Source organism: Streptomyces sp. bgisy159 (genome assembly GCF_057707805.1).
The window spans coordinates 1-12,140 of sequence record NZ_JBYIQX010000044.1; the positions used below are offsets into that span (position 1 = coordinate 1).

Below are 12,140 nucleotides of genomic sequence, written 5' to 3' on the forward strand. Positions count from 1 at the left end.
AGGGAGAGGAAGAGTTTCTCCAGCCGGGCGCGCATGGCGACCGGGTCCTCGCCGTTCACACGGCCGGAGTCGAGGTCCGCCACGCACTGCTGCAGACCGGTGGCGATGATCGCGAACCCGGCCCGGTCGAGGGCGCGGGAGGCGGCGGCGAGCTGCGTGACGACGTCCTCGCAGTCGCGTCCCTCCTCGATCATCCGGATCACCCCGGAGATCTGGCCCTGCGCACGGCGCAGCCGGTTCAGTACGGCCTTCAGATCCGCACCCTCAAGCTCCAGTTCCACGACCACTCCTCGATGAAATACCCCTCGGGGTACTGTACGTCCCGGTTCGGGATGCCGTCGACCGCCAGGGATCCGGCCGGCTCCGATCGGATCGCCCGCCCACGGCTCCGGGGCGCCGGTGTGCGGCGCCCCGGAGGTCGCGGGCTCGTGGGGTCGTCAACCCCTGGACGCCGACTTCGCGGCCGCGGCCTGGCGGCGTACGTCCTCCATGTCGATCGAGCGGATCCGGTCGATGAGGTCCTCCAGGGCCTGCGGGGGCAGGGCGCCCGGCTGGGCGTAGAGCACGGTGCGGTCGCGGACGGCCATCAGCGTGGGGATCGAGGAGATCTGGAAGGCGCCGGCGAGTTCGGGCTGGGCCTCGGTGTCGACCTTGCCGAAGACGATGTCCGGGTGGCGTTCGGCCGCCTTCTCGAAGACGGGGCCGAACACCCGGCACGGCCCGCACCAGGCCGCCCAGAAATCGATCAGCACGATCTCCGAGCCGATGACGGTTTCCTCGAAGTTGTCCTTGGTCAGTTCGACGGTCGGCATGGGTTCCGCGCTCCTCTCGTATACCCAGCGGGGTATCAGGTCCAACACGGTCCGGCCGGGATTTGTTCCGGGCGGGCGCACGGACGAGCCGGGCGGGCCGGTGAGGGCCGAGCGGCGCCGGCCGGGAGGCCGAATCCCGCGCGATCGATAGGGTGTCGTTAAAGGAACGGTCAAGGAGCTGGTCGAGGAATCGGTCGAGCAGCCGGCCGAAGAGGCACCAGCACGAGACAGCACGAGACAGGGGGACAGTCGTGGGCGCTGCGCGCATGAGCAGTACGCCGCTGCCGGGGATCGGCGTGCGGTACGACCTGACCACACGGGAGCAGCGCCGGTTGTCGGTGGTGGCCCACCGGGACGGTTCCCGGACGCTGAACGCGTACCGCGAGGACGACCCCGACGCCTGCGCGCTGTCCGTGCGGCTGAGCGCGGGAGAGGCGGCGACGCTCATCGACGCCCTGATGCCCGCGCACCACAGTCCGAACCTGCTGTCGACGACGGTCCTCGGACTCGTCGCGGAGCGGATCGAACTGCCGGGCACCTCCCACTGGAACGGGCGGCTCCTGGGCGACACCCGGATGCGCACGCAGACGGGTGTGTCGATCGTGGCGGTCCTGCGGCGGGCCGAGGCGATCCCCTCCCCGGGACCGGACTTCCGGCTCGCCGGCGGGGACACGCTGATCGTGATCGGCACTCGAGAGGGCGTCGAGGCCGCCGCGGCGATGCTCGGCCGGAGGTGATCCGGCGGTGCACTCGTCCGCGGTCTTCCTGATCGAGTTCGGCGCGATCGTCCTCGGTCTGGGACTGCTGGGCCGGTTCGCCGGACGCTTCCGGATCTCACCGATCCCGCTCTACCTGCTGGCGGGGCTGGCGTTCGGGGAGGGCGGTCTGCTGCCCCTGGGGGCGAGCAAGGAGTTCGTGGCCGTCGGCGCCGAGATCGGCGTGGTCCTGCTGCTGCTCATGCTCGGCCTGGAGTACACGGCCAGCGACCTGGTCACCAACCTCAGGACCCAGTACCCCGCCGGCCTCCTCGACGCAGCCCTGAACGCCGTGCCCGGGGCCGCCGTCGCGTTGTTGCTGGGCTGGAGCCCGGTGGCAGCGGTGGTCCTGGCCGGAGTGACCTGGATCTCCTCGTCCGGAGTGATCGCCAAAGTGCTCGGCGACCTGGGACGCCTGGGCAACCGGGAGACCCCGGTGATCCTCAGCATCCTGGTCCTGGAAGACCTGTCCATGGCCGTGTACCTGCCGATCGTCACCGCCCTGCTGGCCGGGACCGGTCTGGCTGCCGGCGCCGCCACCCTCGCCGTCGCGCTCGCCGCCGCCGGACTCGTGCTGCTGCTGGCGGTACGGTTCGGCCGGCACATCTCGCGCTTCGTCTCCAGTGACGACCCCGAGAAACTGCTCCTGGTGGTGCTCGGCCTGACCCTGCTGATCGCCGGCCTCGCGCAGGAACTGCAGGTCTCGGCGGCGGTGGGAGCCTTCCTCGTCGGCATCGCGCTCTCCGGCGAGGTCGCGGAGGGCGCGCACAACCTGCTCGCCCCCCTGCGCGATCTCTTCGCCGCCGTCTTCTTCGTCTTCTTCGGGTTGAACACCGATCCGAGGAGCATCCCCCCGGTGCTGCTGCCCGCCCTCGCCCTGGCGGCCTGCACAGCCCTGACGAAGATCGCCACCGGCTACTGGGCGGCACGCCGCGCCGGTGTCTCGCACAAGGGCCGGTGGCGTGCGGGTGGGGCCCTGGTGGCGCGTGGCGAGTTCTCCATCGTGATCGCCGGTCTCGCGGTCACCGCCGGCATTGAGCCCGCCCTCGGCCCGCTGGCCACCGCCTACGTACTGATCCTCGTCATCCTCGGGCCGCTCACCGCCCGCTACACCGAGCCTCTCGCCCTACGGCTGAGGGGCCGGGCCCCGGTGTCCGGGGCGGCGGCCGACGCCGCCGTGCCGCCGGGCACACCGCCCGGCGAACGGAACGGCACGACGAACGGCCGGGATGTCGTCGACCGCTCCCGGTGACGGCTCCCCGGCGCCCGCCCGGACGGAGAGTGATCCGGCCACTGCCCGGCTCGGCCCGGCCCGGCGCCTGGGCCCGGCCCGGCTCGGCTCGGCTCGGTCCGGCTGGGCCCGGCCCCTCGGCCTGGCTCGGTCCGGTCCGCCCGTCGCCCGGCGCGGCATGGGACGGGCTCCCGCGCGGCCGTGGCACGACGGCGTCGCCTCCGGCGCGGTCACCGCACTCGCCTCCCGTGTCACGCCCCCCTGCTCCCGAGTCCCCGCCTCCGGCTCCCCAGCACTCGGCTTCCCCGGCCACAGCACCCGACACGCCGGCCGCGACACCCCGGTGCCGCCCGGCCATCCCGGTACACCACACCGCCCCAGGGCCGATGCCCGGGCTCGGCCGTACACGCCGACGCCTCCCGGTCCGGCCGCCCCCGCCCGCCGTCGCACCGCCCGCCGCCGCGTACCGGTCACTCCAGGAACCCGCCCTCCGTCTCCGCCCCCACCGGCGGGCGCAGGGCCAGAAGGGCGACGTCGTCCAGGCCGGGCGGCTTGACACGGCGCAACAACTCGTCGGTGAAGGCCGGCAGAGGCCGGTGAGCGAGGGCGGCGGCGTGCTGGCGCAGCCGGTCGAGCCCTTCGTCGAGAGTGCGCCCCGGCGCTTCGATCAGCCCGTCGGTGTACAGCAGGAGAGTGGAGCCCGCGGGCAGCAGAACCGTCGCGTCGGGACGGGACACGCCGGCCCCGGTGCCGAGCAGCAGGCTGTGCCCGTCGGTGAGGTACTCGGTCAGACCGTCGCGGCTGACCAGCAGCGGCGGCGGATGGCCCGCGTTGGTCCAGGACAGTCGCCAGTTCCCCTTCGCGGACCGCGCGACGCGGGCGAAGAGCAGCGTGGCCATGCTCACGTCGGTGATGTGCATCATCGCCTCGTCGAGCCGCTCCACGATCCGGCTGGGCGGCTCCTGCTGCGCCCAGGCGTAGGCGCGCAGCACGTTCCGCAGCTGGGCCATGCCGGCCGCCGCCTCCAGATCGTGGCCGACGACGTCCCCGACGGCCAGCGCGGTCGTGCCGTCGGACAGCGTGAACGCGTCGTACCAGTCCCCGCCGACCTGTGAGGCGTCCGGCGCCGGCAGGTAGCGGACCGTCATCTGCAGCCCCGGAACGCGCGGCATCTGGGGCAGCAGGTGGTGCTGCATGGTCTCGGCGACCGCGCGCTGACGCTGATAGAGGCGCGCGTTGTCCAACGCGATGCCCGCGCGGCGGGCGATGTCCTCGATGAGCGGCAGGTCGTCGGTGGTGAAGTCCCCGGGCTTCGTGGCGCGGCCCAGGGTGAGGGCCCCCAGCACCTCCCGGGTTCCGCGGATGGGGGTGATGGCCGCGGAACGGATGCCGGTGGCGTCGAACAGGTGCCGCTGTTCCACGGCGATGCCGGAGTCCGGGGCGCCCTCGTAGGTACGCGGGCCGGCCAGGGCGGAGGCGACGCCGCGCAGCGCCCGGGACAACGGCATCGGCGAGTGCTCGGGGACGGGCGGCATCGGCCCCTGGAGGTCCTCGCGGGACACCAGGCCGCCCTCCTCCGCATGGACCACCGAGGTCCGCCACACCTCGTCGTGCTCGGTGATCAGGTCGACGACGACCCAGTCCGCCAGCCGGGGCACGACCAGGGCCACCAGGCGGCGCAACGCCTCCTCGACGTTGAGGGTCGAGGTCAGCCGGGCGGTGGTCTCGGCCAGCAGGGCCAGGCGTTCCAGTTCGCCCAGTGGTTGCGCGATCTGCTCCGGACGCGGCCCGCAGCCGGGCGCCTCTTCGTGGACGTGGAAGAGCACCAGTGTGAGCGTGTCGCGGTCGTCCAGGGCGAACGGGCTGATCAGCCAACCGATGGACAGCAGCGAGCCGTCGCCGTGGAGGAAGTGGTCCTCGTCGGACTGCGCCGTGCGCCTGGCGTGGAACGCCTGACGCATGCCGCACCGTGTGGCGGGCAGTGGCTCGCCCTGCGGGCCGCGGTGCAGCAGTTCGTGGGCGTCCTGGCCGACGAGTGCTTCGGCGGGGCGGCCGAGCAATGCCTGGGCGCGGGCGTTCACGGCGAGGATGTGGCCCTGCTCGTCCACGACGTACGCTCCGGTGCCGATGACCCGCAGCGCGTCGGCGAGCCGGGCCCCGGACACCACCGCGGACCGCTGTTCCTCCGTGTCTCTCGCCCCTGCCATGCCCTGGCCTCCTTCGATGTGCCGCGCCCGGTCGCCGCTGCCCACGGGTGACCGGTGGTGCCCCTGGGGCCCGAAGGCTCGTATGCCCCGTCAGGCCGGAGCATTCTCGCCCGTCGGCGCCTCGGTCGCCACCGAGGCGCGCGTCCGGCCGGTCCCCCCAGCGACCCGACGCGGCGTCCCGGCGAAGCGGACAGGCATGGTGCCGCCGAAGCGGGGCATATGCGTCTGTGCCCAGTACAAGTGAGTGTGGACAGGGAGGTTCCCCATGCTGATGGCCCATCCGGCGGTACTGAAGAACCTCGTCGAGCAGTACGAGACCCTGCGGATCCTGCGCGCCCAGGACAGCGGACCGGCGGTACGGCAGCGCATGGACGACATCGCCTACACCCTGTGCGTGTCGACCGGCACCCGTGACGTCGACGCGGCACTGATCGCCGCTCGCCATCGCCTGCCCGGCGCCCGCACCAAGGACGACTCCCTGCTCGCGGGCTGATCGCCCGGCGGCCGGGGGCGGACCAGCGCCGCCCGGCCGTTCGGCGGCCTGTCACCGGCCCACCGGGCCCGGTGACAGGCCGCCGAACGGCCGACAGGATCCCGTCCCGCGGACGGCGGACCGTGTGTCAGGCGGTCCGGCTTCCGGAGCCTTCGCCGGCGTCGTGTATCTGCGCCGCCGCCGCGGCGCAGAACGCCTCCAGGCCCTCCAGCAGGGCCGCCCGCTGCCCCGGGGACATCAGCGCCAGGATCTCCTGGAGCTGGCTTCCCCGGCGGGCCCGCAGGTCGTCGAGGAACGCGCGGCCCCGGTTGCTCAGGTGCAGGCGCACCTCGCGCCGGTCGTTGGAGCCCACCGCGCGTTCGACGAAGCCGGCGGCCTGGAGCCGGTCGCACAGGCGGCTGGTCGACGGCGCGGTGGAGGCGAGGGCATCGGCGAGGGTACCCAGATTGATGCCGTCGTGGTGTTCGAGGACGAGCAGCACGCGCAGTTGGGAGACCGACGCCGGCGCGGTGGAGGCCCGGCCCCAGAGCACTTCCAGCAGCTCCGCGGCCGTCGAGGTCATCCGGGCCACCTCGTCGGGCTGAGGACGGGGCGGGAAAGCTCTCACTGTCACACTCTCGCAGGCACTGGGACGGCAGCCAGGGTACTAGCAGGCGAGAGAGCCAGGAAGGACCGGGGCAAACCGGTACGGCCCAGCGATCCGACGGTCGCCGCGCCGTCCCGAGGCGCCGTCGAGGAGGGTGATGACGTCATCGTGAACAGATATCCGGCCGTCGAGCGCGCGCTGCGCGCGGCGGCTCCGCACGAGCTGTTCGACGTGCTCGAACTGGCTCTCACGGAGGGCCACGCCGCCGAGTCCGTCGAGGTGTTCCTCGTCGACCACGGCCTGACGGTGCTGCAGCCGCTGTCCGCGCCGCCGCCGCACGGCGGACCGGCCGTGCCGGTGCACAGCAGCCCCGAGGGCCGGGCCTTCGGCGCTCAGGAGCCGTTCGTGGAATCCGCGGGCGAGGGCCTGACGCGCGTCCACCTCCCGGTCACCGTGCACGGCGACCGGTTGGGCGTGCTCTCGGTCGCGCTGCGCGACGAGGACGACCTGCCCGGCACCGTCGCCGACCTCGCGGAAGTGGCCGGGGTGCTGGCGCGCGAGGTGACGGTGGCCGAGCGGCACACCGACGTCTACCTGCGGGCCCGCCGCAAGGAGCGCATGACGCTGGCCGCCGAGATGCAGTGGCAGCTGCTGCCGACTCGCTCCTGCACCCGGCCCGAGTACGCGCTGGGCGCCCAGCTCGAACCGGCGTACGCCGTCCACGGCGACAACTACGACTGGTCCGCCGCCGCGGACCGCCTCTCGCTGTACGTCACCAACGGCATGGGGCAGGGCGTGGAGGCCGCCCTCCTGACGAGCCTCGCCGTCAGCGCGCTGCGCAACGCCCGCCGGGCAGGCCTGTCGATCGCCGACCAGGCGGCCCTGGCCGACCAGGCGGTCTACGCCCACCACCAGGGCGACCGCTACCTCTCCGCCATCATGCTCGACTTCGACCTCGCCACCGGCCGGGTTCAGGTCGTGGACGCCGGCTCGCCGCGGATGCTGCGACTGCGCGACGGGGCCGTCGAGTGGATCGCCTTCGACGCCCAGCTGCCGCTCGGCATGTTCGAGGAGACCGACTACGTCGCCGAGGACTTCGAGGTCCGGCCCGGCGACCGGCTGGTCCTCGTGACCGACGGGGTGCACGACGTCGCCTCCCCCCGTGGCGAGGCGTACGGCACCGCGGCGCTGGCGCGCGCGATCCAGGCCACCCGGCTGCTGCCGGCCGCCGAGGTCCCGCACGCCGTCCTGCGCGAGCTGACCGGGCACCGCGGCCGCCCGGTGCCGGACGACGACGCCCTGGTGGTCTGCCTGGACTGGTACGGGCACCCGTCCTGAACCGGGGCGGCCGTATCCGGGCTGTTCCGGGGCGTGTTGTTCGTGTCAGGCGGTGACCGCTAACGTTTGCCGCACGGCAACAATCGTTTCCGGCGGGCTCTGTCGGAAGCGGGAGCAGGCAACACGGAGGAGACGACGCAGTGGCGGAGCAGGACCTGACCGAGCGGGCGGCCGCACACGAGGTAGGCGCCTTCCTCGCGCGCCGCCGTGAGCAGATCGCCCAGCGCTGGGCCGACGCCGCGCTGTTCCGGACCGTCTTCACGGTCTCGCGTGACGAGGCGGTCGACGCGTGCAAGACGGTGGTGGACGCCCTGGCCGAAGTGGCCTCCAGCGGCAGGCTGGAGGACCTCTCGGCGCCCGGGTTCACCGCGGTGCGCGAGCAGTTGGGGCAGATGGTGGCCTCCCGGACCCGCGGCGGTTCCACCCCGGCGCAGATCTCCGACGAGGTCGCCGCGCTGCGCGAACCCGTCGCCGAACTGCTGCGCCTGGAGTTCGCGGAGACCTCCGACACCCGGGCCCAGGAGTGCATGCTGCCGCTGACGCTCCTGCTGTGCACCCTGCGGGTGGTGGTGATGGAGACGGCGCTCAGCGCCGGCGAGGAACTGATCGCCCGTCAGCGCCAGCAACTGATGGAGGTGGCCACCCCCGTCATCAAGCTGTGGGACGGCGTGGTCGCCGTCCCGCTGATCGGGACGCTGGACAGCGCCCGCAGCCAGATCGTGATGGAAAGCCTCCTGGAGGCGATCGTCGACCAGCGCGCCCGGTACGCCATCCTCGACATCACCGGCGTGCCCACGGTCGACTCCCTCGTCGCGCAGCACCTGATGAAGACGGTCGCCGCCGCCCGCCTGATGGGCGCCGAATGCGTCGTCTCCGGGATCCGCCCGGCCATCGCGCAGACCATCGTGCACCTCGGCATCGACCTGAGCAGCATCATCACCCGCGCGGGTCTGGCCGACGCCCTCGCCTACGCGCTCGGGCAGCAGGGCGTCGTCATCTCCTCGCGCCCGGCCGGGGAGACGAAGCGACGGTGAACCACTTCTCCGCGACTCCCTCCGTGCCGGTCCTGGCACTGGGCGACATCCTGCTCGTCACCCTGCAGGGCGAACTGCACGACTCACTGGCCGAGCAGCTCCAGCACGACATCACCGAGCGCATCGTCGGCGCCGAGACCCTCGTGCGTGGTGTGGTCATCGACATCTCCGGCGTGGACATGGTGGATTCCTTCCTGGGCCGGGTACTCGCCGAGATCGCGGCGGGCGCACGGCTCATGGCGGCCCACACCGTGCTGGCCGGGATGCGGCCGGCTGTGGCGATCACCCTGGTCGAGCTGGGGCTGACCCTTCCCGGGCTGCTCACCGCCCTCGACGTGGAGAGGGCGGTGGACCTGCTGGGACAGCTCTCCCAGCCGGTGCCACGGGTTCGGGAGGAGGGCCCTTGATGCAGGCCTCTCCTCTCGCCGGGCCGGTGACCCTGCCGATCGGCTGCGAGGCGGATCTGGCGCTCGTGCGGCAACGGGTGCGCCAGACCGCCGCCGAACTCGGGTTCGGCCTGGTGCAGCAGACCAAGGTGGTCACCGCGGCCAGCGAACTCGCCCGCAACACCCTCGTGCACGGCGGCGGCGGACAGGCCGTGCTCACCGTCCTGGACCACCCGCAGAGCCGCGGGCTGGAGGTGTCGTTCGCCGACAAGGGCCCCGGCATCCACGACGTGGAGCAGGCGATGACCGACGGCTACACCACCGGCGGCGGTCTGGGTCTCGGCCTGAGCGGCGCCCGGCGCCTGGTGCACGACTTCGCCATCGACACCGGGCCGGGCCGCGGCACCACCGTCACCATCCGGATGTGGGCCTACGGTCTGCCCACGCCACGAACAGGTGCCGAATGAGCCGGGTATGGGATGTTCCGGTACACGACTCCACCCGGGTCAGGGACGTACGAGTGGCCGCCGAGGCCGCCTGCGCCGCCGCCGGGCTGGAGTCGCCCCGCGCCGCGGCCGCCGCCCTGGTGGCCACGGAGCTGGCGACCAACCTGCTGAAGCACGCCGGAGGGGGACGCGTCGTCGTCAACCTCGTGCCCGATCCGGACGCGGTCTCGCAGGACCCGGAGCGCCACGTGCAGATCGCCTCCCTCGATCACGGGCCGGGCATCGCCGACGTGGCGGCCGCGCTGCGGGACGGCTACAGCACCGCCCCGTCCTCCCTCGGCGCCGGCCTGGGCACCTGCGTGCGCACGGCCGACCGCTTCGACCTCCACAGCCACCGCGACCGGGGTACGGTCGCGGTGGCGCGCGTCGGCCCCACCGCGCCGACCACCCGCGCACGGACCCGCTCGGCGCCCCCCGGCCCCCGGGTCGGCGGGGTCAACATCCCGCTGCCGCACGCCGAGCACTCCGGCGACGCGATCGGCTGGGTGCGCGCCGCGGGACACCTGACCCTGCTGCTCGCCGACGGCCTGGGACACGGGGCCAAGGCGGCGTGGGCCTCCGACGCGGCCGTCACGGCGCTGCGCCGCACCGCACACCTGCCCCTGGACGAGGTACTGCGCCAGATGCACCGGGCGCTGCGGCCGACCCGGGGCGCCGCCGTCGCCGTCGCCCGCCTGGACACCGAGGCCGGGGAACTGCACTTCGCCGGCGTCGGCAACGTCGGCGCCCGGCTGCACACGCGGGACGACGGCTGGCGGTCCCTCATATCGCACCCCGGCATAGTCGGCGCCCACTTCCCGGCCAGAGTCCCCCTCAACCGGCTGCCGTGGACGCCGGACAGCCTGCTGATCCTGCACAGCGACGGCCTGCCCAGCCGCTGGACGCCGCCCTGTGACCCCGAGCTCTTCGCCCACGACCCCGCCGTGGTGGCCGCGGCCGTCCTGCGGGACGCCGGCAGCGCCGCCCGCACCGTGCGCGACGACACCAGCGTGGCCGTACTGGCCCCCGACCGCGGGAACGAACCACGATGAACTCCCCCTGTGCCGTCTGGCCGGTCGCCACCCTCCGGGACGCGGCCCGCGCCCGAGCCCTGGTGGCCCGGCTGACCACGGCGGCCGACGTCCCGCTGCCCGAGCGGGCGCGCTTCCTCACCGCGCTGACCGCGCACCTGCGGGAGTGCCTGGCCGACGGCGGGGCGTGGGAGCTGTCGGTGGGACTGGACCCCGCCGAGGGCGACGGGCGAACGGAGCTTCGGGTCACCGCCTCCCCGGCGGACGGGCGCGAACCCCGGTGGCGGCTCACGGTCCCCTGCCCCCGGACTCCCCGGCCGGACCTGGCGCCGGCCCCGGAGCCGGACCCGCTCCCCGAGGCGCTGCTGGCGGCCGACGACGACGCGGCCGGACTCCTGACGCTCCTCGCGGAACAGGAGGACATGGTCCGCTTCCACCGCGAGGAACTGCAGCAGACCAACCACGGCGTGCTGGCGCTGCACGCGGAACTCGACGCCGCCGTCCTGGCGCAGCGCGAACTGCTGGAGGCCGAACGCGTCGCCCGCTCCGAGGCCGAGCGTGCGCGCCGCCTGCTCAGCCTCCTCGCCGACGCCAGCGCCGCCGTGACCTCCTCGTTGGAGCACGAGGCCGTCCTGCACCGCCTGATCGGTTTCCTCGTCCCGGAGTACGCCTCGCACGTCGACGTCTGGCTCTTCGACGACGAACAGCCCGCCCGGGGTGCCCAGCACGCGGCCGCGGCGGTGGCCGCCGCGCGCACCGGCCGGCCCAAGCACGCCGCCGGGCACCCCGTGGGCGTGCCCGGCGTCGACGACCTACCGCCCTCCGTGCTCTCCGTCGACCGGCCCCTGCTCGCCGTCCCGCTCATGGCCCGCACCGTGTTCGGCGTGCTGACGCTGACCGCTCCCGGCCCCCGGTTCCACCCCGACACCTGCGTCATGCTGGTCGAGCTGGTCCGGCGGGCGGCCGTCGCCCTGGACAACGCCCGCCGCTACGAGCAGCACCGGGAGACCGCCGAGGCGCTCCAGCGCGCCCAGCTCACCGAACTGCCCGCCGTCGACGGCCTGCGGCTGGCCGCCCGCTACCTTCCGGCCACCCGCGGCCTGAACATCGGCGGCGACTGGTACGACGCCTTCCGCCAGCCCGACGGCGCCATCCTCGCCGTCATAGGGGACGTCACCGGGCACGGTCTGCACGCCGCCGTCGTCATGGGCCAACTGCGCACCGCGCTGAGGGCCTACGCCGTCGACGGGGACAGCCCCGCCGGCATCCTGACCCGGCTGCACCGCATGCTCCGCCACCAGCAGCCCGAGCTCTACGCCACCGCGCTCGTCGCGCGCTTCCGGCCGGGGCACCCCCGCGCCGAATGGGCCGCCGCCGGCCACCCGCCGGCCGTCCTGCGCGCCCCCGACGGCGCAGTGACCGTCCTCGACGCCAAACCCGGGGTGATGCTGGGCGTACCGATCCCGTACGAGTACGAGGACCATGCCCTCGACCTGCTCCCGGGATCGACGCTCGCCCTGTACACCGACGGCCTGGTCGAGCGTCGGGCGGACGGCATCGACCGGGGCATCGAACGGCTGGCGCACGCGCTGGCGGGACTGTCCCCGGCAGACCTCGAGGACCTGGACGCCAGCGCCGAGTCCCTGCTCAAGCCGATGCTGCACGACTCCGAGCGCGACGACGACGTGTGCCTGCTGCTGTGCCGTACCCTCGGCCCCGGCCGGTCCGACGAGCCGTCCACGGAGTGAGGCTCCGCCGGGCGCCCGGCCCGGCCACCGGTCC

General features: G+C 73.7%; 13 protein-coding genes. 9 read left to right on the forward strand and 4 right to left on the reverse strand.

Translation table 11 applies throughout. The annotated features are described in order from the left end of the window. A partial coding sequence (locus AC3ET3_RS29755; RefSeq protein ID WP_435613213.1) for a metal-sensitive transcriptional regulator occupies positions 1-281 on the reverse strand: 281 nt, incomplete at its 3' end. 156 nt (positions 282-437) lie between these two features. Continuing rightward, positions 438-812, reverse strand: coding sequence for a thioredoxin (gene trxA / locus AC3ET3_RS29760; protein ID WP_432135286.1), 375 nt, complete (start codon positions 810-812; stop codon positions 438-440). Between the two features lie 266 nt (positions 813-1,078). Here trxA and AC3ET3_RS29765 point away from each other — a divergent pair, with 266 nt between their 5' ends. Both AC3ET3_RS29765 and AC3ET3_RS29770 read left to right on the forward strand, forming a co-directional pair. After that, positions 1,079-1,549: a cation:proton antiporter regulatory subunit gene (locus tag AC3ET3_RS29765; protein ID WP_432135285.1), complete on the forward strand. Its 471-nt coding sequence runs from the start codon at positions 1,079-1,081 to the stop codon at positions 1,547-1,549. A 7-nt stretch (positions 1,550-1,556) separates the two neighbouring features. Then, on the forward strand, positions 1,557-2,819 hold the full coding sequence (locus AC3ET3_RS29770) for a cation:proton antiporter (RefSeq protein WP_432135284.1): 1,263 nt from the start codon (positions 1,557-1,559) through the stop codon (positions 2,817-2,819). Between the two features lie 449 nt (positions 2,820-3,268). On the opposite strand, the gene AC3ET3_RS29775 is transcribed toward AC3ET3_RS29770, so the two are convergent. After that, positions 3,269-5,005: a SpoIIE family protein phosphatase gene (locus AC3ET3_RS29775; protein WP_432135283.1), complete on the reverse strand. Its 1,737-nt coding sequence runs from the start codon at positions 5,003-5,005 to the stop codon at positions 3,269-3,271. A 265-nt stretch (positions 5,006-5,270) separates the two neighbouring features. On the opposite strand from AC3ET3_RS29775, the gene AC3ET3_RS29780 reads away from it, so the two are divergent. Next, positions 5,271-5,498 carry a DUF5133 domain-containing protein gene (locus AC3ET3_RS29780; RefSeq protein WP_432135282.1) on the forward strand — a complete coding sequence of 76 codons (228 nt, stop codon included), beginning with the start codon at positions 5,271-5,273 and terminating at the stop codon, positions 5,496-5,498. Between the two features lie 127 nt (positions 5,499-5,625). Here the strand turns inward: AC3ET3_RS29780 and AC3ET3_RS29785 are convergent, their stop codons facing one another. After that, positions 5,626-6,060: a MarR family winged helix-turn-helix transcriptional regulator gene (locus AC3ET3_RS29785; RefSeq protein ID WP_432135281.1), complete on the reverse strand. Its 435-nt coding sequence runs from the start codon at positions 6,058-6,060 to the stop codon at positions 5,626-5,628. Between the two features lie 192 nt (positions 6,061-6,252). Here AC3ET3_RS29785 and AC3ET3_RS29790 point away from each other — a divergent pair, with 192 nt between their 5' ends. The 6 genes from AC3ET3_RS29790 (at position 6,253) to AC3ET3_RS29815 (ending at position 12,106) form a co-directional block, all read left to right on the forward strand. After that, the gene (locus tag AC3ET3_RS29790; RefSeq protein WP_432135280.1) at positions 6,253-7,422 is read left to right on the forward strand and encodes a PP2C family protein-serine/threonine phosphatase; all 1,170 of its coding nucleotides are present in this window, start codon (positions 6,253-6,255) and stop codon (positions 7,420-7,422) included. A gap of 140 nt (positions 7,423-7,562) precedes the next feature. After that, on the forward strand, positions 7,563-8,456 hold the full coding sequence (locus AC3ET3_RS29795) for an STAS domain-containing protein (protein WP_435613214.1): 894 nt from the start codon (positions 7,563-7,565) through the stop codon (positions 8,454-8,456). After that, a complete protein-coding gene (locus tag AC3ET3_RS29800) occupies positions 8,453-8,863 on the forward strand; it encodes an STAS domain-containing protein (protein WP_432135278.1) in 411 nt (136 codons plus the stop codon). Before AC3ET3_RS29795 ends, AC3ET3_RS29800 begins: the two co-directional genes overlap by 4 nt. Next, a complete protein-coding gene (locus AC3ET3_RS29805; RefSeq protein ID WP_432135277.1) occupies positions 8,863-9,309 on the forward strand; it encodes an ATP-binding protein in 447 nt (148 codons plus the stop codon). Before AC3ET3_RS29800 ends, AC3ET3_RS29805 begins: the two co-directional genes overlap by 1 nt. Further along, positions 9,306-10,379 carry a SpoIIE family protein phosphatase gene (locus AC3ET3_RS29810; RefSeq protein ID WP_432135276.1) on the forward strand — a complete coding sequence of 358 codons (1,074 nt, stop codon included), beginning with the start codon at positions 9,306-9,308 and terminating at the stop codon, positions 10,377-10,379. Before AC3ET3_RS29805 ends, AC3ET3_RS29810 begins: the two co-directional genes overlap by 4 nt. Continuing rightward, complete coding sequence (locus AC3ET3_RS29815) at positions 10,376-12,106, forward strand: PP2C family protein-serine/threonine phosphatase (protein ID WP_435613215.1); 1,731 nt, start codon at positions 10,376-10,378, stop codon at positions 12,104-12,106. The genes AC3ET3_RS29810 and AC3ET3_RS29815 overlap by 4 nt, the downstream gene beginning before the upstream one ends. The last annotated feature ends 34 nt before the right edge of the window (positions 12,107-12,140 follow it).